Below are 24,507 nucleotides of genomic sequence, written 5' to 3'. Positions count from 1 at the left end.
GTGGATGGAATGACTGAAAATAAAACGCAAGAAACGTCAGAAAATGTCTCGAAGTTTGTAGAAGAAATTGAAGATGAGCAGAAACGACAAGATGCGCATCGCTTAATCCAATTATTCAGTGAAGAAACGGGTTATGAACCTAAAATGTGGGGAGCAGCGATTATTGGTTTTGGCTACTACCATTACAAATACGCAAGCGGACATGAGGGAGATGCTCCTCCAGTTGGATTCTCTCCTAGAAAAGCTCAAATCAGTATTTACCTTTCTCAACCAGATGATGAAAATAGAGCAGAGAAACTAAGTCGACTTGGTAAGCATAAAATGGGAAAAGGTTGCTTGTACATTAAAAAAGTGATAGATATTGATCCAGCTGTGCTAAAAGAATTAGTACAAGACAGCGTGAATTATATAAAAGAAACTTACCCGGAGAAAAAATAACGGTAAACGTAAAGATAAGGTGAGATAAAAATGACAAAATTAATTATTGACACAACTATTGATCGTAATTTAGAAATGGAACAGAAGTATGACTTCGAGGTCATTCCACTTAGCATAATACTAGATAATCAATCATACTTGGATGGCGAAGAAATCACAGTGGATGCTGTTTATGAAGCAATGCGGTCTGGAAAAGTGCCAAAGACTTCTCAAATTTCTTATGAATCTCTGACAAAAGTATTGGATAAAGGGATTCAGGAAAATGAAGATATGATTTATCTTTCCTTTTCGTCAAAAATGTCTGGAACGTATCAATTTGCGTATCAGATTATGGAAGAATACAAAGAAAAATATCCAGAACGAAAAATGGCTTTAGTTGATTCAAAAGGAGGGGCAGGTGGTGGAGCTCTTATTGCACTTCAAGCGTTAAAAATGATTGAAGCTGGAAAGCCATTTGACGAGATTGTTCGTCAAATGGAATGGAACATCGACCATGTTCTATACAAATTTACGTTAAGGGACTTAAATTGGCTGGTTAAAGGCGGGCGCGTAAATAAAACTACGGGTTATGTAGGAACAGCGTTAAATATTAAACCGTACTTGATTGTTGACGATGGTTTTATCAAAATGCACAAACTTGTTCGCGGAGAGAAAAAAATCTACAAAAAATTAATTGAAGATGTTAAAAATGGTTTAGGAAACTTTACGGATCAAACTATTGGTATTAGCCATGGCGACGATGAAGAAACAGCTAGAGCGATTGAGGCGAAGTTAAAAGAAGAATTGCCGGACTGCCAAACTCAAGTATTTCGAATTGGGGCAGTTCTAGGGTCTCATATCGGAATTGGTGGAATTGGCGTCTTTTACTTTGATGAACGACCGGAATGGTATCAAAACTAAGAAAAACGAGTCAAGACTATAGGTCTCGACTCGTTTTTTTTTGCATATTTTATCAATAAGCGCACATTAATTTTTGCTGATCTCTTTTTCATGGATGAGTGAGGAAAGTTTTATGCGTCACTTTGCCGAGAAACCAGTTTTGATGGACAAGTAATGTTTGTTTTTTTGTTCACTCATCCATAAAAAGCTGTTTCATGGACGAGTGAACGAAATTTTGAGCTCAACTTGTCCATAACAGCTCATATTACAGCCTTAATCCTTAAAAAATGTAGCATTTGCTACGTGCAATCAGATTAGTATTGATTTTCGGGCAGCAAATATGACAAAAAGAGGACGAAACAACTGTCGTCCTCTTTTAATGAGATAAATTAAATTGTTAAAGCGGATGCTGAGTCGTTTTGAACTGACTCTTTAAAAAGACAAATGTCACAACAAAAGCTAAAGCTTCAGCAATCGGAACAGCAGTATAAATACCGTAAAGACCAAAAATAGAAGAGAGAAGGAGAACTAATGGAATCAAAAAGATGATTTGACGAGCTAAATTTAAAAAGCTGGCCAGTTGAACTTTTCCGACTGCTTGAAAATAACTTGCCCATACAATTTGGATACCAACAAGTGGAAAGGCTACTGTCCAGATGCGGATTGCTTCTACTCCTAATGAAACAACAGCTGGTTCTTGGTTGAATAATGTAATAACGAAGTCAGGGAATAATTGGAAAACTAAGAAACCTGTCGTGCTGATAATTCCACCAACAATACTACCAATTTTCAACGCTTGTTTTACGCGGTCGGTTCGATCTGCTCCAGTATTGTAACTGATAATGGGTTGTAGACCTTGAACCAATCCTGAAACCATCATAATGATAATAGTTGTTGCACTAGTTATGATACCAGCAACTGAAATAGCAATGTCGCCCCCATAAGTAACTAAGCTAGCATTGATGACAATGTTCAGCACGCTATTTGCGATTTGCAATAAGAATGCTGGTATACCGGTCGTTAAGATGTCTTTTACATAGGCAACTTTTAACTTCATGTTTTGGAAAACCAGTTGGATATTTGCTTTAGGCCCCAAGAAATAAGTTAATTGCCAGACCATTGAAAGAAACTGTCCGCCAATAGTAGCATATGCTGCTCCTTTCATACCCCAACCCAGTTGAACGATGAAAATATAATCAAATACGATATTGAATCCAGCACCGATCATCATACTGATCATAGAAACACGCGGGTTTCCGTCAGCTCTTGAGAAGTTATTCAATGCCATAGCGACACTTTGGAAAACAGCTCCATATAAAATAACACTCAAATAATCTTTTGCGTATGGAAGGACAGCTGTACTGGCACCTAGTAAACGCAAGATGGGTTCAATAAAGATATTTCCTAAAATCATAAACAACAGTCCAGCGAGAATAGCTAGCGTAACTCCATTTCCTAAAAAGAACTTAGCTTTTTCAGTTTCTTTTCTACCTAAGCTAATAGAGAAACGAGTCGATCCTCCGACACCTACCATTAAGGCAAATGCCAGTAAAACCAGTGTTACAGGATAAGTAATTGAAACGGCAGCTAGTCCCAAAGATCCTAATACTGGATCATTTCCAATAAAGATTCGATCCACAATGTTGTAAATAGCATTAACCAGCATCCCAATAATTGCCGGTATTGAAAATTCTGCTAATAATCTTGGAATAGATTCTGTTTCAAGCCGATTTTTTTTGATAATCATGCACCTTCTCTTATTTTATTTATGTATATACTCTTAAAAATATAACAATGATTGTATTTTTAGTCAATGAGATAAATGGGTCAAAGATTGATAGAATAAGATTTAGACTATAGGTGTGTAAAATAAGTGAAATAGATAATGCGTATTATTTTCTTTAAAAAATTACATCCGCTATACTAATAAATGTAAAGAAAACATTAAAAAAAGGAGATGTAAAATATGAACAATGTAACAGAAACAGTCAACTCAGGATTACATTCATTTTTGGATTTTCTTCCGACGTTGTTAGGTGCAATCCTATTACTATTACTAGCTTGGATTGTGGCTACACTAGTTAAAAAAGCTGTCCAAAAAGGGTTGAAAGCAGCCGGATTTGGTCGATTATTAACAAAATGGGGAGTAACAAACTCACAGGAACAAGCAGACACTACCATCGATTCTCTAGCACAAGTACTTTATTTTTTAATTTGGCTATTGTTCTTACCAGGTATTTTAAGTATGTTAGGATTAGATGCAGTTGCTCAACCGATTTCGAATATGTTTGATAGTGCATTAAACTTCTTACCAAACTTACTTGCTGCAGTAGTAATTGTAGCAGTTGGAGTATTCGTTGCACGTTTTGTTAAGAATCTTGTTTACAACTTAGCGTTAACATTAAATGTTGATAAATGGGTTTCAAAATTTACAAGTTCTGATTCAGATACTACTGCAACACCTTCTGCTAGCCAAAAGAGTACAATGGCTAAAGTATTAGGAAACATTGTCTACGTAGTTGTTTTAATTCCAATCGTAACAATTGCTTTAGAAACATTAAATATTGATTCTATTTCACGCCCAATTGTTGGTGTGTTGAACCAAGTTCTAGCTGCTATTCCAAATATTATTGTAGCTGTAATTCTACTAGCTGTTGGGGTTGCTATTGCTAAATTTGTAGGTAATTTGTTAACAGATTTACTTTCAAGTACTGGTATCAATGGTTTGACTAAATACATTAAAAATTCAGGAAATATGAATTTTGATTTAGCTAAAATTATTGGACAAACAGTTACCGTTGTTATTAGTGTATTCTTTGTAGTTGAAGCATTAAATGTTTTAAACTTAGAAGTTCTAAATGCTATTGGCGCAGCAGTGATCGCTTACTTACCACTTGTTCTTAGCGCTTTAATTATTTTAGGAATCGGTGTTGTAGGTGGAACTGCATTAGGTGGATTCATTTCAAAATCTACTGGTAATAAATTTGCTGGTGAAATTTTGAAATACATCTTGATTGTTTTATCTGTTTTCATGGCTCTAAACCAATTACAATTTGCTACAAGTATTGTTAACTTAGCCTTCATTTTAATCTTAGGAGCTTTGTCAGTTGCCTTTGCAATTGCATTTGGTGTTGGTGGACGCGACTTTGCTAAAAGTCAATTAGCAAAATTAGATAAAAAGATGGAAAAAGAAAGTAAATCTACAGACGATCAAGGTCCAACTTTATAAAATAAGCGAATAAAAAGGACGAACTTCTACTATTAGAAGTTCGTCTTTTTGCTGTTTAAACGAATCAATTATTCAATAAGATATATAAGTAGAAACAGTTAATCAGATTTTAATTCCAGCAAATCTTATGGTACAATTAAAAATAGGTAATGAAGTAGGTACTTGCATGGGCAGTTGATGAAAGCAAAAAATAAGTTCAGCCGAGATAAATAGGTCTTTGAACGTTCAAAAAGAAGGGTTTAATTCAATATATTCATCTTTTGTTTTCTTCAGCAACCCTCATTAGGTAAAGACAAAATTACCAAAGTTAGAAAGGATGTGCCATTTATTTGAGTATACTTACAGAAAAATTTAAAGAAGTTTTACTATCCGTATTGCCGATCGTTGTGATCGTTTTAATACTGAATTTTACCATAGCACCGCTTGAGACTAGTTTATTGTTGCGTTTTTTATTGGGTGCTTTGTTTGTGGTTATTGGGTTAGCTATTTTCTTATTAGGAACGGATATAGGGATTACTCCCATTGGGACCAATTTAGGAAAAGGAGTCGCCAAGAGCAATAAAGTTTGGGTCGTCGTTATCGCAGGGCTTGTGCTGGGGTTCTTTATTTCAATCGCTGAACCCGATTTGCATATTTTAGCTAATCAGATTGCAGATGTTACTGGAGGCGTTATCGACAATATGAGCATATTGATTTATGTTTCTATTGGGATCGCAGTCATGATGACCATTGGTTTATTGCGAATCGTGTTCAATATTCCATTGTATAAATTATTGACTGGAATCTATTTTGTTATTTTTTTATTAGCACTATTTACATCAAATGAATTCCTGGCAATGGCGTTTGATGCTTCGGGAGCTACTACAGGCGCATTAACAGTACCATTCATGCTGGCATTAGCATTAGGCGTATCAAATTTGAAAAAAGATGGTAAAGCATCTGAAAAAGATAGCTTTGGTTTAGTAGCCATCTCTTCTTCAGGAGCGATTATAGCCGTTATGTTGATGAATATTATTGGTGGACAAGATGAAATTTCAGGAAGTTTAGCAGTAGATTTAACTGGTTCTGAATCGGTTATCGCACCATTTATTCATCATTTCCCTACTATTACAAAAGAAATATTAATTGCTTTAGTACCTATTGTCAGTATTTTCTTGATTTACCAAGTCTTTTTCTTGAAATTATCAAAGAAAAAATTAATGAAAATCCTAAAAGGGGCCTTCTACGTTTTTGTTGGTTTAGTTATTTTCTTAGTTGGAGTAAATGCTGGTTTCATGGAAGTTGGAAGTGTGGTAGGATATACTGTAGCGGCTTTGGACAATAATATTTATGTCTTGATCGTTGCTTTTGTATTAGGAATCGTAACCATTTTAGCTGAACCAGCCGTATATGTCTTAACACATCAAATTGAAGACGTTACAAACGGCTATGTTAAGAGGAAAGTTGTTCTAACAGCCTTATCGATTGGTGTTGGATTAGCGGTTCTTTTATCAATGATTCGTATCTTAATTCCAGGTTTACAATTATGGCATTTTATTTTACCAGGGTATATTTTGGCCATTGGACTAATGTATGTTACACCCAAAATGTTTGTCGGAATGGCATTTGATGCTGGTGGTGTAGCTTCAGGCCCTATGACAGCAACCTTTATTTTAGCATTTGTACAAGGAGCAGCTGAATCGATCGAAGGAGCAAATGTCTTATTAGATGGATTTGGTATGATTGCAATGGTAGCTATGATGCCAATCATCACGTTAGAAATACTTGGTATATTGTTTAAAATTAAATCTCGTAAGGGAGGACTCCAATCGAATGAGTAACACGATTATTGAAGGTATGGATTATGATTTGTTATTCTTAGTAGTGAATAGCGGGACGGGTAGTAAGGCTCTGCAAATTGCTAAAAAGAATGGCATATCTGGAGGAACGGTTTTTCGAGGTTTAGGTACAGCGTCTAATTCAGCATTAAAATTTTTTGGACTAGAAGATGTCAAAAAAGAAGTTTTAATTATGGCTGCACGCAAAGAAACGGCTGAAACAGCATTAGATGCCTTAACAGAGAAATTACAATTGAAAAAAAGAAATCGAGGAATTGCGTTTACGATTCCTATTGCAAATTTATTAGGAAACCGAAATTGCATCTACAATACAGATGCTCACGGCAGAAAGGTTGAGGATATTATGCATCAAGCTATTTTTACGATTGTGGATCGTGGTCAAGCAGAAGAAGTGATCGATGCTGCTGTTGCAGCTGGATCTCAAGGAGGAACAGTCATCAATGCTCGTGGTTCAGGTAGCCACGAAACAAGCCGTCTTTTCTCAATGGACATCGAACCAGAAAAAGAAGTCGTGATGATCCTTACAGAGCAACAAACCACAGATGCCGTGGTAGCATCTATCAGCAATGCGCTAAAAATCGAACAACCAGGAAACGGTGTACTCTTCACTATGGACGTAACCAACACAAGAGGCTTATTCTAAAGGATGCGAAGTTCGACGGTAGGCACGACAGAAAAAAAAGGAATTCTGGAAGGGATGTTTCATCCCTGAAAGAATTACGTTTTTTCCGAAAGTCTGGAGTGCGAAACTCAACTAAAGGATGCGGAGAGTCTCGTTTAGCTCCGTATAAAAATATGGGAATCACAAAGAAGATGTTTTATCTTCTTTGTGATTTTTTTATTGACAGTAGATTGACCAATACATACACTAATTTAGCTATACAGGTTATTTATCTTAGGGTATGTTTTAAAACTAGTTCGTCAAGAGGAAAATAGCCGTTAGATAGACAAAGGCTAAATAAATTTCTGCGAGTTTATCGTTTATCGAACTGAGTTGCGATAAGCTGCCGCTACTTCCAAAATGGACCGGATTTGATAATGAGAAGGGAAACCACTATCAGGTCCAACTTAGAATCTCATTTGAGTAGGTACAACAATCCTTAGTTCGATCAACTCAGAATTAATTTTCATTTGAGTTGAAGTAAAACGAGCCCTAATTCGATCATCTCAGAACTGATTACCATCTGAGTTGGTGTAACGAGCCCTAATTCGATCAACTCAGAATCGATTGCCATTTGAGTTGACGTAACGACCCCTAATTCGATTAACTCAGAACCGATTGCCATTTGAGTTGAAGTAACGAGCCCTAATTCGATCAACTCAGAACCGATTGCCATTTGAGTTGAAGTAACGAGCCCTAATTCGATCAACTCAGAATCGATTGCCATTTGAGTTGAAGTAACGAGCCCTAATTCGATCAACTCAGAATCGATTACCATCTGAGTTGAAGTAACGAGCCCTAATTCAATCAATTCAGACTTGATTGCCATTTGAGTTGAAGTAACGAGCCCTAATTTGATCAACTCAGACTTGATTACCATTTGAGTTGAAGTAACGAGCCTTAGTTCGATCAACTCAGCACCGCTTTCTATTTGAGTAGGCACAATAAGCCTTAATTCGGCTAACTTAGAATAGAAATCTAATTTATTTATTATTTTTTAATAAACAAAGGTAAGTAAATTGAAATTAAGCGCTATCTAGGTTAAGATTATGAATATCTACTGAATAATTTAACGAAAAAATAAAACTATTTCGTAATGAAAATTACTAAACAGAAGTAATAATATAATTTTGCTTTGTGTCCTATCAAAGGAAAAGAGGGGAAGCTGATCACAATGAAAATAAAAGATATACTAACAATGGGTCATTTAGAATACAGCGAAACCTTGGATCAGTCACTAGAAGTGAAAGGGATTACTGATAATTCAAATGAAATCAAACCTGGCTATGTTTTTATTGCAATAAAAGGGTATAAGAAAGATGGGCACATCTATATCCAACAAGCAATTGTTAATGGAGCCATTTTAATTATCGGAGAAAATGAACTTATGGATTTAGATGTTCCTTATCTAAAAGTAAAAAACGCTCGAAAGGCACTAGGGCAAGTTTCAAAGTTATTTTATAAAGACCCTTCAAAAGATAAAATTATGATAGGGATTACTGGAACAAATGGTAAAACGACAATTAGTTTCTTTATTAAGCATCTATTAGAAAAACAAGGTTACAGTGTTTCCTCGATTGGCACCATCTATAATGAAATCAACGGTAAAAAAATTCAAGCTATTAATACAACCCCTAATGCTAAAACAATCAATCAATTATTAGTTGCATCAACAGATCAAGTTGTTGTTATGGAAGTATCTTCTCAAGGACTAGAACAAGACCGTTTAGAGGGGATTCAATTTGATTATGCTCTATTTAATAACTTACAACATGACCATCTAGATTATCATCATACGATGGAAGAATATTTTGAATGCAAAGCGTTATTATTTCAAAAGCTTAAACCAAATGGAACAGCAATCGTTAATAGTGATGACAGCTGGGGGAAAAAGCTAATTGAGCGTTTGACTGCAGAAGGTAAGAAGGTTTTAACAGTAGGCGAACAATCATTTAGTGATATTCAAATTTTAAGTAAAGACCTAAACAACGTATTAGTAATGCATAAAAATAAGGAGTATAATTTACGTACGCCATTACCAGGAATGCATAACTTGTATAATTTATCTATGTCTAGCTGTGCAGTCCATGAGTTAGGGGTTCCGTATGAAAAGGTTGAACCGTACATGTCAGATTTTACAGGTATTTCAGGACGATTTGAACTCTTTCATTTAGAAAAAAATGTAACAGTGGTTGTGGATTATGCTCACACACCGGATGCTTTAGAAATAGCAATCAATACGGCTATCAACAATGGAGCGAACCATATTATCACAGTATTTGGATTCGCTGGTAACCGTGATACAACTAAAAGAAAAGCGATGCTTGAAAACGTGACTCGCTTGAGCGACTCTTCTATTCTAACGGTAACGGAACTTTTTGGTTCAACGATTGATAAATTGTACACAGATTATGTAATGATTCAAAAAGAATGCCAAGTAGAAAATTCGACGAGTATTATTATGGATCGGACACTAGCTATTCAAAAAGCTATTGAGAATGCCCAATCAGGCGACTGGGTTTTATTATTAGGTAAGGGACATGAGCAGTACAAAGAAAACTATGCATTAAACACAAAATCAGATCAAGAAACTGTTCTGTATTTGCAAAAAAATAAACTATCAACTTCAGTAATAACCGATCAGTAACCAAAAAAATGTAACTCAGGAAGGAAAACTTACAATGAGCCTTAATGAAAAGGAAAAGTTGATTTTAGAAACGATACGTGAGAATCCATTTATAGCTCAACTAGAATTGGCAAATGTGATTGGGTTGTCCCGTTCTGCTACAGCGAATCTCATCTCAGGACTTGTAAGAAAAGATTATTTATTAGGAAAGGCATATGTGTTAAATGATGAAGAACCTATTATTTGCATTGGTGGAGCAAACATTGATCGCCGATACTTAGTTAAAGATACTTTAATTCAAGGAACATCTAATAATGTACAATCTCGGACAAATGTTGGGGGAGTTGCACGTAATGTTGCCGAAAATTTAGGTCGCTTAGAAGAAAAAGTAATGTTGTTTTCAGTTGCTGGGAATGATGCAGAATGGAAGATGATTGAAAGTCATTCGGAACATTTTATGAATATTAAAGCTGTCGATACAATAGAAGGATGTCCTACTGGAACATTCATGGAAGTAATCGATGAAAACGGGGAAATGGTCTTAGGTCTAGCTGAAGTGGATATTTTTGATAAAATGACTCCTGATTGGATCAATAAGCATTTATCCGTCTTAAAACGCTCAAAATATATCATCATCGACTTAAATTGCCCTAAGGAAACAACTGAATTTTTAACTAGTTTTGCTGTTAAATATGATGTTCCTATTGTTTTGCTAACTGTATCTGTTCAAAAGTTATCGAATCTTCCAAGTTATTTAGATGGAATAAAAATGCTGATTACGAAAACCAATGAAACTGAAGCACACTTTAACATGACTATTAAAACTGATGAAGATTTAATAAATGCAGTGAAAAAATGGTTGAATAATGGAAAAGGACCTGAACACGTTTTTGTCTCTAAAGGAAGCACTAAAATTGCGTATGGATCTCAGAAAGATGGTATTCATATTTTTAATTACTCAAGCGAACAAAATGACCATTATAATTGGGGAATGAATGAAGCTTTTTGTGCGGGGCTGGTGTTTAACCGTCTGCAAGGTGAATCTTTATCTGAAAGCATTAAAGTAGGATTAACGAATGCTTATCATACTTCTCAGTCTTTGTATGTCGTACGTCCTAATTTATCCAAAAATCAGTTACAAAATGAATATAATGGGTGTTTAGTCGACAAGGTATTTTACAAATAAATGAATGATTTTTGTTTGATCATAAACGATATAAGATAGATTTAATAATAAAGATATGCTATCTTTAAACCAGTTTAAAGATAGCGAGGAAATAAACCATGAAAATAGTAAAAACTATTGGAACAACTATAGCAGTAGTCATTGTTCTTATTTTTGTAATAATTGCCGGAATCAGCTTCTTTTCTGCTCCTGACAGCAGCGGATTATTTGGATACAAAGGATATACTGTTGTAAGCGGAAGTATGGAGCCAAAAATAGCAGTAGGTGATTTTATCATTGTTGAAATGGATCCTTATGACAACGTGAATAAAAAAGACATTATTACGTTTCAATACAATCAAGAACTTGTTACGCATAGAGTAGTGGATAGAACAGCTGAAGGATTAGTTACAAAAGGGGATGCCAATAATATTCAAGATCAAGGTTTTGTAATAGAAGAGTCCTACATAGGAACTCAAAAAATGTTGATTCCATACTTTGGGTATGTCATTACGTTCTTACAAAAACCGATTGCCTTTGCAGTCATTGTCGCTTTAATGGGCATCTATCTTATCTATCTTTATCTTCACCCATCAATAAAGGAAGAAGCAACAGAGTAAACACCTAATAAACAACTGTTTGTTAAGTACCTGTTTACTAAATTGTCACAAAATGGACATAAAAATATTTATACAGTAGTAAGCGTCTTTATTAAATAGAAAGTGGATAATCTTATCCACTTTCTATTTTTTTTGCTCTTTTTTTAGAAATTAATCTAATATTTATGGGTGAAAAATAAGAGTAAAAAGAAATAAAATTTAATAGGTGTTTATTTTAATTTTATAATCTATACTAAAAAACGGTCTTTATTTCATAAAGTAACAGCTAATGTCAATAAAAGGTATATAATCGGTTTTTATATTCATAAATTATTCAATTTATACTATTTCAATTAAAACAAATGTTGTAAATATGTTTAGGATTACAACTGTTCTTATACAAAAACATAACAATCTCTTCTTTAAAGGCCATCATAATGCAATTTGTTTGAATATCAAAGTGATTTTTATTAGCGGTATTTATAAACAAAAGTTACATCTTAGATGATGGATATTTATTATTTTGTATAAATACTATATTGTTTGACTTCTTTTTTAACCAAGATTATAGTTACGAGTGTTGGAAACAAGCAAACAATTAAAAACAACGGAGGAGAATATAAAATGAAAAAAGCGTCAACAAGCAGACTAAAAAAATTACCATTACTACTAGGAACTTTATTAATTATCAGTGTGGCAGCATACGGCACAAGAGCTTATTTCTCGGATAGTAGAACTCAACAAGCAAATATCGTATTAGAACTAGGCAATGTAGAAATAAGTACAGAAGATTCTGAATGGATACCAACAACAACGGGTACGGATTTGAAAAAGTTAGGTAAAGATGAAATAACAAAAAACTACTCATTTAAAAATGTTAAACCAGGAGATTTTTTTACAAGACAATATACTATCAAAAATACAGGATCTCTTGATACAAAAGTGACGTTAGAATATAGTGGGAAAATGAATCCAGCTATAGACCCACTAAATTTAGATTTAGTAACTCAAGACCAAATAAATGGTGAACACCCAATTAAAGGTACTCCGTTCATTATTACTATTAAAGACTTTAAAAATAATCTAGTGCTCAAGGCAAATTCTGGTGTAGATAGTAAAACAACATACACGGTTGTTATTACAGTAGATAAAAATGCTAGTGCTGATTTTAATATTAATGCTACAGCTAAAGAAAAAGCTGGAAATCAAAACTTAGATTTAGTTGTTTCTGACTTTCTTAAAGAAAACCTAAAAATAACAGCCAATCAAGTAGCAACAAAATAAAAAAATATTAAACAAAATTTTATTTATAGTTTGATAGAAACGGTTAGGGAAGTTATCTAATCGTTTTTTATTCAGAATTTTTTCATTACTTAGAATAAGGAATAGGAGGGATAACATGAGGAATCTAACAAAGAATTTAAATGGACTAGTAAAAATAAGTTTGTTTTGCTTTGCTTTTTTCTTGTTATCCCCCTCGATACCTGTAAAAGCAGTGTTTAGTGATACAGTAAATCAAACCTTAGGAATTCAGTTGGAATTTGGAACCGTTAGTTTAGATCCAAAGGAGACTGAAATCGTTGATTCAGTTAAATTTACTGAAGGAGAGCCAGTTAAAATTGCTTCAAGCACTCTTGTGAACAATGGGAGTTTGTCTGCGAAGTTAGCTTACAAAGTAGATGTAACAAAAGAAAATGATTCATTACTGACCGCCGATGAATTAAAAAATATGGTAATCTCAATCGATTTAGGAAGTGCAGCAAATAATGTAGAAGCAACTGCAATAACTTTAAACTCAAATAGCTTTACTTTTGTAAAAAGTACGAGCGGTAGTGATGTCGTTATTGAACCTGATTCAGTAGGTAAAGTACCAGTAAGTATTTCTTATAAAAGTAGTGTTCCTACTAAAGAAGAAAAGCTTAAAATTAGTGTTACATTTAGAATGATCCAATCGAATACTTTAGATGCGAATGATAACCTGTTTTCTGACACGTTGACAATAGAAAATAATATTTCACTTGTTCCTGAAGTTGTTGAAAAAAAAAGTTATTGGCCAGATCAAAGAACGTTTATTAATGCTGTGCATGGAAATTACACCTATAGTTTAGAAAATATGGAAATGTTTTTTAGTGAAACATACGAAACGATTAATTCAGAAACAAGAAAAATTAAAAATTTAAATAAAGCTATGTTATATATTCAATTGCCAAAAAGTGAACCTTTAACAAAAATCATTACTAAAAATAATGGTGCAAAAGAAACTAAAGAAATGTTTATTGTTTCTAAGTTAACAACGGACGAAGCAGCTATCAAAGTAGAATCGATAGAACTAAATGAAGAGCATCATGGGATAATCATTACATTTAAACTAGAAGATGAATATGTTTATAATCCATCAAATCCAGATACATCACTTGCTCAATCGAATAAAGATAGATATGCTATAAGCCTAAATATTGAAATTCAAAAGTATGGTATGTATGGATCAAATGAATATCACTATTATGATAATTCACATAATTATAATCACTTTTTTGCTACTAGATTAGTCTTAAATACTGATATACCAGATGCGCCTAAAAATTATGCGCAAATGTCAATTAATTTAACAGGTAATGAACGAATTTTATCTATTAAACATCTTTACTATAATTCAGCTCCATATGTAAGACCGGAAGATTTCAAAGAAGTTCAATTAAAGAATGAAATAGTTAACGTTGAGATAACTGGAAACAATGGGAAGTTGGTATCAAGTAAGGCAAATACAAATAAAACATTTTCTCTGTGGTTAAATTCTAATGAAAAATTGGATGAGGCTACCTTAAACGTAAAAATTACAGGAGATGCTAGCAACACATTAGTTATTTCTAGAAAATTAGAAAGTAGTCTTCAAACTCAATCTACAAGTATAAAATCAATGAAAATACCTTTGATAGATAAAGAGACAGAAGAACAAACTAAACAGCAGTCTGATACTTCAAAAAATACAGAAGAACCAGATTCAGCGATTGATAACACAGTATCAAATGAGCCAGCTGCTGAAGTACCGATTGAGGAGTCTTTTCAAGAAGAGATAGATGATGTTGGAAAAGTAGAACCCTTTGATTCTTCATCAGCTGACAGCGATGTTGAAATAAAGGAAGAAACTGTACCAATTGAAAACTCAGATCAAACTATATCTAAAGAAATAAGTGATGAGTAGATAAACGAATGAGTAAAATAAAATATGTTATTATCTTACTGAATGAAGATAATAATGACATGGAAGAGGGCTAGGTTATATCTAGTTCTCTTTTTTTTGCCTTTTTTTAAAATAAAGCTTAACAAATGAAATTTTATGTCGATTATATAACTATAAGATAGAAGCTATCGAAAAGAGATTTCAAAAAAATGTAAGGGCTTTATATTGATTTTGTGGAATTTTTATACGATATTTAATTAAAAAACGTGACATTTATGACGTAAAGTAGTATGTTTTTTGTATAAGAATAGATTAAAATTGAATAATAGGAAGTGGTGTTTTTTATGAGAAATCCAACAGTGCATACTCATATACATAAAAAGAACGCAATTTACCTTCGTTTAAGTTTAGTTGTACTTCTAGGATGGGGCTTATTCTTTTTAGGCTACCTGTTTCAACCCGTTTATGCTAATGCATTAGATGGACTAGCTAGCACCTACCGCACTACTTTTTCGTCAAAAAAGTTGGAAAAGATTGATCCTATAGTATCTATTTTTTCTTCTGATAGTACTGAAGAAGAGTTAATTGAAGAAGTAAAAGAATTAAAAAAAGAAAAACAACAAGAAGTGACTATTTTAACTTATTATGATTCTGCACAAGAAACGGATTCGAAAAAAGAACTAAATTATAAAGCTGAAACAACGAATGAAGGAGTAAAAATGACACATTTTTACCATAATGCAACTTCGGTCTCGGACACTACTTTTTCTAAACAATGGGATGTTAGCAAGAATAATTTTGACTTAGTGAGTGGCGTCCTTACGATTCAACTAACAATTGAAGAGGGGTTAAGCGTGGATACTATATTAACACAATCAAAAGGACTGGTAGATTTATTAATGACATATAATGCTGAAAAGGAAATCCAAGCTATTGAGCTTGAGATTAAAAGTGGCAAGGAACAGTACTCGTTTAAATCAGTAACAGCTGATACATTAACAAATACTAAAATGGTTTACACTAATTAAATAAATAAAAAAAATTCCGATTCTTTTATCCAAAAGAATCGGAATTTTTTTTGATGAGAACCATTCATTGGTAACCGTTTTATCAAGAAAACTATGATACAATAGGGCAAGACTAGTACACTAAATGAATCAATTAATTAGAGCAATAAGTAAAAGTAATTAGTTTTGGTTTGGTTAAGGAGGAATAAGCATGTCAGGATGGACAATAGTTGGTATAATTATAGCAATCATATGTGTTATCGTTCTTTATTTGTATCTACAAAATACACAGCTACAACGAACGCAAATTGAGATTAAACTGCCTTTCACGGGGAAAAAATTAAGTGGGGCAAAAATTGTTCATTTAAGTGATTTACACTTTCCGCGTCAAGGTGTTTCTATAAAACAGTTAATTGAAAAAGTTGCAAAAGAAGAACCAAATATGATTGCATTGACTGGTGACTTGATAGACGTACGTGGCGATTTTCCAGAAAAAGAATTGGAATCTTTTTGTAAAGCATTAGTCGAGATCGCCCCAACTTATGCTGTGACCGGAAACCATGACTTGATGTCAGGTCATTTGCAAAAGTGGGAAACGGTCCTAACCTCTGCTGGAGTAAGAGTATTGATTGATGAAGCAGATTGGCTACCAATTGGAGACGATGGAATCGTAGTTATGGGTTTGTCTGAGAAAGAAGATTTTGAGAATACGCCAAAACCTATTTTGAGAGAGGTGACCATTGAAGAATCTTTGCGTACAAAGCCGCGTATTTTATTGGCACACCATCCCGAATTGTTTGAAGAGTATTTAATGGACTTAACGCGTGTTCCAGCGCTTACGCTTAGTGGACATGCTCATGGAGGGCAAGTTAGGTTGCCTTTCTTAGGTGGCTTGTTTGCACCAGGTCAAGGGAAGTTACCTGCATTCACCAGTGGAATTTATTATGATCCCAATATGCCAGCTTATCGTATGATGGTCAGCCGAGGAATTGGGAATTCTACCTTTCCGTTTCGTTTTAACAATCGACCAGAAATGGTAGTTGTTATTTTACATTAAAAAATCGAATAATACCTAGCTGAAAAGACAGAAGTGAAGCACACAATAGTTAAGTTATTGTGCGTTTCATGTTCTGTCTTTTTTTTGATTTGTAAGTGTTTTCTTTTGAAGTTTAACCTAGGGTTGTTTAAACTAAAGATAACACAAAGTTTAGGAGGCGGATAACTATGGTAGTAAGCTTATTAGACAGAATGGCGTTAAACAACGGGTACACGATTCCTGGAATTGGATTAGGAACTAGTGGAATGACAGGAACAGAAGCTGAAGAAGCCGTTTTTTCAGCAATTATGAAAGGGTACCGATTAATTGATACAGCTTCACAGTATGATAATGAGGAAGATGTTGGTCGTGGAATCAATCGTGCAGTTAGTTCAGGTGTCTCTCGTGATGAAATTTTTCTTGTTACTAAGATCTGGAAAACAGATGCTGGGTTCGATAATGCTATCCAATCTTTTGAAGCAAGTTTAAGTCGGTTAAACCAACCGTATGTTGATTTGTTGCTGATTCACTGGCCCGATAAAGATGACGCAGTAAACTTAGATACGTGGAGAGCACTCGAAGATATTTATGAATCAGGTAGAGCGAGATCAATCGGTGTCTCTAATTTTAGTAGAGGCGATTTGTCTGAATTGTTAAAAGAAGCAAAAGTAAATCCAGCTATCAATCAGTTTGAAGTTTATCCTGGGCATCCTAACGAGGATTTAAACGACTTTTGTGATTCTGAAAATATTGTGACAATGGCTTATAGCCCTTTAAAAAGAGGGAATGTCAGTAAAGAACGCCACTTGACAACCATCGGTGAAAAATATGGTAAGACAGCTTCTCAAGTTGCTTTACGTTGGGATATTCAACGTGATGTAATCCCAATTCCAAAATCTAGTAATAAAGACCGGATGCAAGAAAATATTGAAGTATTTGATTTTATGTTATCAGATGAGGATATGAATACCATTAATAATCTAGATAAACAAAATAGAGAACGTAACCCACATGGAATGGTTCGTTTAAATCGAGAAAAAAGACAGGGTCGTAGATAAGTTTTATAAATAAAATAACTATATTTTTGAATAAACGGCGTTTTATAATATGAATTTAATCATAAACCAATGAATACAGTGCCTTTTTAAGCATTGTTTATTCATTGGTTTATTTTTTTAAAAGGACGGAGGACAAATGTTTGATAGAGATTTTTTATTAAACAATTGATTAATCATAAATTGCCTGATGTAGTGCATAATATGAAATGAAAATTTGATTAGAATTTGCTATACTGATGTTACTTAATAAACAGAGGAGTGATGTGACGAAATAATAAACAATTGTTTAGAGTTTCTCCGTCTCTTGTACAACCGCCCGAACCCCTATCTGATCCTATACCCTAATTCTAAAGGATTAAAAATACCCTGCTTTAAACCTCAAGAATTACCTAGTTAAATATCCTAAGCTCTATTTCTCTCCTTTAAAATGACCACGTATACCCACGATTTGTCTGGCAAACTTATCTGTACGATTGGTTTTTACATTTAAAGAATTACATTGATCCAATTTACACTTACCCCCATCTATTCACAATACCCCATGCCAAATTGTGATAGACGTAATCCTCTTTGCAAAAAAACTCATTTTATGAGTACATCGCAAGAATCGTCTGCAATACGAGACGATTCTTTGTTTAACAACGAAATCTGTTTAATTCGTGTCGAATGGGTAGAAATAAAAACGTGGGAGTGATCAGTACCATGAGATTATTGTTGGATTCTAGTTCATTAAGACGCTTAGAATTGATTGAATTATTAAATGCTAGTGATGAATGGTGGACTGTTGAAGAGATAGCTTTTTGCTTAAAATGTTCTGTCCGTAGTGTTAAAGCAGACATATATTACTACAATACATCCGCTCACCTTCCTATTAAACTGGTCACGTCCAATCACCATGGTGTAAAATTGATTGCACCAACTACTTTTCAAATGGAAAGTGTCTATCAAGAAATTTTAGCTAGAAATTTAAATTTTCAACTTTTAGAGTGTTTATACAATGAAACTCACTACTCTATAGAGGATTATGCTGAAAGATTATTTACTAGTACATCTTCTATTATACGCAGCATAAAACAGATTAATTTATTTCTTGACCAATATAAACTAACTGTTCAAAAAAATCCTATGGCAATAGTCGGTCCTGAGAAACAAATTCGTTACTTTTATAATATTTTTTTCTGGGAAAAATACGGAGTTAAAGTAGTTGTAACGGAACATCCTAATTTTAATGAAGTAAAACAAATTGTACATAAACTCGCAAAAAAAACGGATATAACGCTATCTGTTATTACCGAAAATAAACTCTCTCTTTATTTACTAATTAACCTCGAACGCATTAGTAATGGCTATATACTTCAAAAGTATACGCCGCCCATGATAGTAGAGAAAAATATTTTAGACAGTATAGAAGAACTTCTAAATGAATTACCATTTCATATACCTAAGCAAGAACTTTATTATATAGGATTTTGTTTTATCAATCGATTTCTGAAGCCAAATCTTCAATCAACCCATTTATCTAAAGAATTAGTAATAATCTGCCAGCAAATCGACTTATTTTTAACTCGTTTTTCTGAAAAAAATGAGTTTGTTTTGCCGAATAAACTTGAGTTACAGCAGATTATTTTTCATCATGTTGTGTATAAAAGAGAATTTCAAGGACAGAATTATTTTTTTGCTAATCGAACAAAAAATACATTGCAGCATATAGATAAAATGTATCATTCATTTATAAAATTGGTTATTACTGAACTAGAGGATTGGACTAATGACGAATGGATTCCAAGAGAAAGTGAGAATATTAGTGAATTTTTATATTTATTGATTATCCATTGGAAAGGGTTAATAAATCAAATTATAGAGTTACAGCCTAAAATAAGTGTTTTGATTATCTCCCAGTTTGGGGAAACGCATGAACTATTTTTAGCTGAAATCTTAAAGAGCTTTTTTCCTAATGAGTTAGTATGCTATAGTCTAGCAGAGGAAAAATTTGGGAATACAAAAATACAAATTGTGGTGACCGATGCTCAAGTAGAAGAGGTAAGGAAAAAGATTGCTAAAGAAATACCGATCATCGGCATAGAGTATGCTCCAAATGAACGGAACTGGAAAAACATACAAAATATCCTATCTGATATCAAACAGGTTAAAGAGAATGACAACAACTGGTTAAATACTTATTCTCATTTCAATTAAATGGAATAATATGGTATGATAAAAGAAAAAAACGCTTGCACTTAACGTGTGAACGATTTATTAGGTGGGGTTGATAGGGTGTTAAATTTAGGAATTATTGGAACAAATTGGATCACGAATCAATTTGTTGATGCAGCAATCGCAACGCAAGAATATCAGTTAGTTGGCGTGTATTCAAGATCGCTTGAAAAAGCCAAAGCTTTTGGCGAACCTTACCATGCAACTGTTTTTGAAACAAGTTTAGAAGCCTTCGCTACAAATTCAGATATTGATGTTGTGTACGTTGCATCACCAAATAGCATGCACTATGAACAAGCCGTTACCCTAATGAAAGCAGGTAAGCATGTTATCGTAGAAAAACCTATTTTTTCTAATCCGCGTGAATGGATCGCTGCAGCTCAAGTAGCTGAAGAAAATAAAGTGTTTTTATTTGAAGCGGCTCGTCATGTTCACGAAGAAAACTTTAAAATTGTAAAAGAAGAAGTGAAATCGATTGAAAGTCTTCAAGGTGCGACCTTTGCATATATGAAGTATTCTTCTCGCTATGATGCTGTTTTAAATGGCGAAGAACCAAATATTTTCTCTTTAAACTATTCTGGTGGAGCTTTAGCCGATTTAGGTGTTTATCCGTTATATGCTGCGATTTCATGGTTTGGTATGCCGGAAAGCAGCCATTATTTCTGTACGAAAATTGCTACAGGAGTCGATGGGAAAGGAACTATCATCTTACGCTACAAAGGGTTTGATGTAACAATATTAGCCGGTAAAATTGTTAATTCTTACTTGCCAGCTGAAATTTATGGTTTAAATAAAACACTATCGATGGACAGTATTGAATCTATCACAACTATTGAAGTGATTGATCGCAAAACCAAATTGAAAGAAAGCATTGCTCAAAAAACTTCTGAGAATCCAATGATGGATGAGGCTAAAGACTTTGCAGACGTAATCAACTTCCCTGATGATGTTGCTAAACAAAAAGAATACAAAGAATGGTTGACGCTAAGTCAAGAAGTGAATCAAGTGATGACAGATTTACGTAAAGATGCCGGTATCGTTTTTGCGGCAGACGAAAAATAAAACAAAGTTAACTAAAAGGAAGCTCGAATGATTTATTCGAGTTTCCTTTTTAATTTGATGGAATAAAAAAATAACAGTAGAAAAGTTAGCTGAAACGGTATAATTTTGATATGATAGAGCATGACAGCAACAGGTACGCAAAGAAACGAGGACTAAATGATGATAGAAAACAGTTTACCCGCATTTAAACAGCATTGGGAAGCATTAGCATATAAAGAACCTTCTGCTATTCAAGAAAAAGTTTATGAACCGCTAAAAACAGGAAAAGACGTGGTGGGTATCTCACCTACAGGAACTGGTAAAACAGTAGCATATACACTTCCAACTTTAGAACAAGTTGAACCAAAAGCTGGTGTCCAAGTAGTTATTTTGACACCTTCACAAGAATTATCGATTCAAGTGGGAGAAGTAGTCCAAGAGTGGGCAAACCAACTTGGCTTAAACAGTCAGACTATTATTGGTGGTGCAAACTTAAATCGCCAGTTGGATAAACTGAAAGAAAAACCAGAAATTATTGTCGGTACTCCTGGTCGAATTTTTGAAATTTCTGAAACAAAAAAATTAAAATTGCATACAGTACAAACGGTTATTTTGGATGAAGCGGATCAATTATTGCAGCAAGAGCAATTGGCAACGGTAAGAAAACTAGTCAATAAAATGCCTGGACAACGTCAAATGGGCTTCTTTTCAGCTACTAGTAATGAACTGATGCAAGATTTGGCAAAATGGTTTAATGTAGAACCGGAATGGATCGATGCAACAGAAGATGATCAGTCTAAAGGCGAAGTCCTTCATGCGTATATTGAAACACCTACACGTAAACGGGTAGAGACACTTAGACGATTGACACATATGAAAGACTTTAGAGGGTTAGTTTTTGTAAATAATGTTGCTAACTTAACATTGGCTTTTGAGAAATTGAATTACGAAGGTATCTCTGTAGCTGTTTTACACGGTGAAAAGTATAAAACAGAGCGCAAACAAGCGTTGCAACAATTTCGTGATGGTAAAATAAAATTATTGTTAACGACGGATGTAGGCTCTAGAGGATTAGATATTCAAGACTTACCGTACGTGATTCAATATGATGTTCCACAAACGAAAGAAAGTTACATTCATCGCTCAGGTCGTACGGCACGAATGGGGAAAACAGGAACTGTTTTGACCTTGGTCAATGAACGTGAATTAAGAGAGTTCAAAAAATTGATTTCTTCATTGGAAATCAAATTGAGCCAAGTTTACTTGTATGGTGGAGAAATTGTGAAAGAGCGTCCGTTGGCTGAAGAACAGCCAGAAACATCTGAAGCAGTAAAAGTACCTGTTAAAGTGAAAAGAATTATTAAACCAACTGTTGAGACAGCTAAAAAAGAAATCATTGAACCAGTTAAGAAAAAGAAGAAACACCGTAAAAAAGTAGATAAAAATAAAGGTGCTCGTAGAAAAACAAAGAACAAAGAAATCGAATAAAGTAAAAAAGACTAGAAAAATACAGAAATGTATTTTCTAGTCTTTTTTTTATTTTCCATGAATGATTTAAAAAGCAAGCTGAAACCTTTATGGAATACCCTATTCTATAAACTATCGCTAGGTATTTTCCAACCAGCATCTAGAAATTCTTGGGAAGTAACGGGGTAAAAAATAACTGATCCATTAGCTGATTTTAAAACAAATAGACCGTCTTTTTCTATAAGTTCTAGTGTCAACAAATAGGTTTCGTCTTTGCCCTCAAGATTCGAATCAGGTGTATAAAGTTCTAACGTTAGCATAGATCCCTCAATTGTATAACCAAGGATATCACTACCACCTAAAGTTGTTCCCCATTCACCTGGAATAAAGGAGTCATCTGTTATTGCAACAGTATATTTACCGATATCAGATTGAAAAGGAACGGATTCTTTTGAATCAAAAGTAGCCCAATATCCTTTGAAATCATCAAATGTAATCACACCGTCATTTGCTTCTATAGTGGTTGATTCGAGTGGTGTGGCTACCGCAGTACTAGATTTAGAAGCAGCATGGAACTCTTTTTGCTGAGCAGAAGCACTATCAGCACTGTTTACATCTGTTGTGCCACAGCCAGTAATAACAGATCCAGCAAAAAAAAGAGTAAGGATAAGAATGGAATGTGCCCACATGGAATAATGGCCTACCTTTAACTGTTTCATCAAACTACCTCATTTCAATTTAGTCAAACTCGTTAACGTTAGTGTAACAAGATTTAGTAAAGAAACAAAGGAATATGCTAATGGACATGCTGACGATGCAAGGGCATGTAACGACTATAGGTATGCTTTTTTTTGTATGATAGCACATCCTAAAATAAAGTGGAAGCGTTATTTATGCATTAACCTTCAAAATAAGAGCAAAAAGTTGACACACGTTTTCATTTTGGTGAAAATAGGTATGTGAAGAAGAAAGTTCAACTATTGACTGAAAGACGAAATCCAAAATAGCGAGGATGAGGAATCATGCTGAAGAATGGATTGTTTATGATGACAATCGGATTTGTTGCCGTTATATTAGGTCTCACAGGTCTGGAAGAGCACCGCATACTCATTTTAGGAATCGGCATAATGCTGATTATTTTAGGTTTTGTGTTATACAACAAAGGTGAGAAGAAAGAAGACTAACTATTCAAAAGAAAAAACGTAAAACATACTGGAGGTAGCAAAATGTTGGCAGAAATACAACGAGTGAATGATGAGACAGTTGCAGAGTTTCACCGTGATTTTCCTTATCCTATAGAGGAAGTATGGACAATGTTAACGGATAATGACCATTTGGTAAAGTGGTTTAGTGAACTTAAGATACAAGAATTAGCTGAAGGTGGAAAATTGTTATTTGATATGGGAGATGGCTCTTATGAAGAAATGACAATAACTGAAGTTAAGATTCCAACAGTATGGGAGTTTACATGGGATAAAAATTTGATTCGATTTAACTTAAGTGAAAATCCAGAAGGTACTCATTTAGTGCTGAAAGAATACATGAAAGAAGTAACCGAACATACAGCTCGAGACATCGCAGGGTGGCATGTTTGTTTGGATGTGATTGGTCTATTATTAGCCAATAAACCAATCGAAGATCGACAAGATGAATGGAACAAGGTCTATCCTCAATATAAGGAACAACTAACTAAATAAAATTATGAAACCAGAGAAATCGATTATCATTTCTCTGGTTTCTTTTTGAGTGAAAGGACAGTAAACTATTTAATATATTTGAGCTAGAGGTGTTCTACTCACCATTTTAAACAAATTAATGCTAGCAAATGTCTTGTAGAGGCGTGCTACTCACCATTCTAAACAAATTAATGCTAGCAAATAGTAACTAGAGAGGTACTACTTAACAATCTAGATGAATTATTACGAGCAAATAGTAACTAGAGAGGCACTACTTAACATTCTAGATGAATTATTATGAGTAAATAGTAACTAGAGAGGCACTACTTAACAATCTAGATGAATTATTACGAGCAAATAGTAACTAGAGAGGCACTACTTAACAATCTAGA

General features: G+C 34.0%; 21 protein-coding genes. 18 read left to right on the top strand and 3 right to left on the bottom strand.

The window, feature by feature from the left end; translation table 11 throughout:
- Positions 1-9: 9 nt before the first annotated feature.
- Positions 10-438, top strand: a complete 429-nt coding sequence (locus ABS911_RS01040) for a DUF1801 domain-containing protein (protein ID WP_350465870.1) — start codon at positions 10-12, stop codon at positions 436-438.
- 30 nt (positions 439-468) lie between these two features.
- Positions 469-1,338, top strand: a complete 870-nt coding sequence (locus ABS911_RS01035; RefSeq protein WP_350465869.1) for a DegV family protein — start codon at positions 469-471, stop codon at positions 1,336-1,338.
- A 376-nt stretch (positions 1,339-1,714) separates the two neighbouring features.
- On the opposite strand, the gene ABS911_RS01030 is transcribed toward ABS911_RS01035, so the two are convergent.
- On the bottom strand, positions 1,715-3,064 hold the full coding sequence (locus tag ABS911_RS01030; RefSeq protein ID WP_350465868.1) for an MATE family efflux transporter: 1,350 nt from the start codon (positions 3,062-3,064) through the stop codon (positions 1,715-1,717).
- 219 nt (positions 3,065-3,283) lie between these two features.
- Between ABS911_RS01030 and ABS911_RS01025 the strand changes: the two genes are divergently transcribed.
- The 3 genes from ABS911_RS01025 (at position 3,284) to ABS911_RS01015 (ending at position 7,027) form a co-directional block, all read left to right on the top strand.
- On the top strand, positions 3,284-4,546 hold the full coding sequence (locus ABS911_RS01025; RefSeq protein WP_350465867.1) for a mechanosensitive ion channel: 1,263 nt from the start codon (positions 3,284-3,286) through the stop codon (positions 4,544-4,546).
- Positions 4,547-4,875: 329 nt separating this feature from the next.
- Positions 4,876-6,366, top strand: coding sequence for a DUF1538 domain-containing protein (locus ABS911_RS01020; RefSeq protein ID WP_350465866.1), 1,491 nt, complete (start codon positions 4,876-4,878; stop codon positions 6,364-6,366).
- Positions 6,359-7,027 carry a P-II family nitrogen regulator gene (locus ABS911_RS01015; protein WP_350465865.1) on the top strand — a complete coding sequence of 223 codons (669 nt, stop codon included), beginning with the start codon at positions 6,359-6,361 and terminating at the stop codon, positions 7,025-7,027. The genes ABS911_RS01020 and ABS911_RS01015 overlap by 8 nt, the downstream gene beginning before the upstream one ends.
- A 484-nt stretch (positions 7,028-7,511) precedes the next feature.
- Here ABS911_RS01015 and ABS911_RS01010 read toward each other — a convergent pair whose 3' ends face one another.
- Positions 7,512-7,988 (bottom strand): hypothetical protein, encoded by a 477-nt coding sequence (locus ABS911_RS01010; protein WP_350465864.1) that lies wholly within the window; start codon positions 7,986-7,988, stop codon positions 7,512-7,514.
- Between the two features lie 231 nt (positions 7,989-8,219).
- Between ABS911_RS01010 and ABS911_RS01005 the strand changes: the two genes are divergently transcribed.
- The 11 genes from ABS911_RS01005 to ABS911_RS00955 all read left to right on the top strand — a co-directional run bounded on the left by ABS911_RS01005 (position 8,220) and on the right by ABS911_RS00955 (position 22,460).
- The gene (locus tag ABS911_RS01005) at positions 8,220-9,692 is read left to right on the top strand and encodes a UDP-N-acetylmuramoyl-L-alanyl-D-glutamate--2,6-diaminopimelate ligase (protein WP_350465863.1); all 1,473 of its coding nucleotides are present in this window, start codon (positions 8,220-8,222) and stop codon (positions 9,690-9,692) included.
- 34 nt (positions 9,693-9,726) lie between these two features.
- Entirely contained in the window at positions 9,727-10,857 is a 1,131-nt protein-coding gene (locus tag ABS911_RS01000) for a carbohydrate kinase (protein WP_350465862.1), read from the top strand.
- Between the two features lie 98 nt (positions 10,858-10,955).
- Entirely contained in the window at positions 10,956-11,456 is a 501-nt protein-coding gene (locus ABS911_RS00995) for a signal peptidase I (RefSeq protein ID WP_350465861.1), read from the top strand.
- 603 nt (positions 11,457-12,059) lie between these two features.
- Complete coding sequence (locus tag ABS911_RS00990; protein ID WP_350465860.1) at positions 12,060-12,719, top strand: TasA family protein; 660 nt, start codon at positions 12,060-12,062, stop codon at positions 12,717-12,719.
- A gap of 115 nt (positions 12,720-12,834) precedes the next feature.
- On the top strand, positions 12,835-14,637 hold the full coding sequence (locus ABS911_RS00985) for a hypothetical protein (RefSeq protein ID WP_350465859.1): 1,803 nt from the start codon (positions 12,835-12,837) through the stop codon (positions 14,635-14,637).
- A gap of 323 nt (positions 14,638-14,960) precedes the next feature.
- Positions 14,961-15,644: a hypothetical protein gene (locus ABS911_RS00980; RefSeq protein ID WP_350465858.1), complete on the top strand. Its 684-nt coding sequence runs from the start codon at positions 14,961-14,963 to the stop codon at positions 15,642-15,644.
- Positions 15,645-15,834: 190 nt separating this feature from the next.
- Positions 15,835-16,680, top strand: a complete 846-nt coding sequence (locus tag ABS911_RS00975; RefSeq protein WP_350465857.1) for a metallophosphoesterase — start codon at positions 15,835-15,837, stop codon at positions 16,678-16,680.
- 167 nt (positions 16,681-16,847) lie between these two features.
- Complete coding sequence (locus tag ABS911_RS00970) at positions 16,848-17,717, top strand: aldo/keto reductase (protein ID WP_350465856.1); 870 nt, start codon at positions 16,848-16,850, stop codon at positions 17,715-17,717.
- A gap of 702 nt (positions 17,718-18,419) precedes the next feature.
- Positions 18,420-19,913 carry an AcpB/EbpR/MafR family transcriptional regulator gene (locus tag ABS911_RS00965; protein ID WP_350465855.1) on the top strand — a complete coding sequence of 498 codons (1,494 nt, stop codon included), beginning with the start codon at positions 18,420-18,422 and terminating at the stop codon, positions 19,911-19,913.
- Positions 19,914-19,991: 78 nt separating this feature from the next.
- The gene (locus tag ABS911_RS00960; protein ID WP_350465854.1) at positions 19,992-20,993 is read left to right on the top strand and encodes a Gfo/Idh/MocA family protein; all 1,002 of its coding nucleotides are present in this window, start codon (positions 19,992-19,994) and stop codon (positions 20,991-20,993) included.
- A 156-nt stretch (positions 20,994-21,149) separates the two neighbouring features.
- Entirely contained in the window at positions 21,150-22,460 is a 1,311-nt protein-coding gene (locus ABS911_RS00955; protein ID WP_350465853.1) for a DEAD/DEAH box helicase, read from the top strand.
- Positions 22,461-22,564: 104 nt separating this feature from the next.
- Here ABS911_RS00955 and ABS911_RS00950 read toward each other — a convergent pair whose 3' ends face one another.
- Positions 22,565-23,158 carry a hypothetical protein gene (locus tag ABS911_RS00950; protein WP_350465852.1) on the bottom strand — a complete coding sequence of 198 codons (594 nt, stop codon included), beginning with the start codon at positions 23,156-23,158 and terminating at the stop codon, positions 22,565-22,567.
- Between the two features lie 303 nt (positions 23,159-23,461).
- Here ABS911_RS00950 and ABS911_RS00945 point away from each other — a divergent pair, with 303 nt between their 5' ends.
- Together ABS911_RS00945 and ABS911_RS00940 are read left to right on the top strand one after the other, a co-directional pair.
- Positions 23,462-23,623 carry a hypothetical protein gene (locus tag ABS911_RS00945; RefSeq protein ID WP_350465851.1) on the top strand — a complete coding sequence of 54 codons (162 nt, stop codon included), beginning with the start codon at positions 23,462-23,464 and terminating at the stop codon, positions 23,621-23,623.
- Between the two features lie 42 nt (positions 23,624-23,665).
- Positions 23,666-24,136 (top strand): SRPBCC family protein, encoded by a 471-nt coding sequence (locus ABS911_RS00940; protein WP_350465850.1) that lies wholly within the window; start codon positions 23,666-23,668, stop codon positions 24,134-24,136.
- Positions 24,137-24,507 lie beyond the last annotated feature (371 nt).

It is taken from the genome of Carnobacterium sp., assembly GCF_040274425.1.
This window is presented reverse-complemented; position numbering and strand designations above follow the sequence as displayed.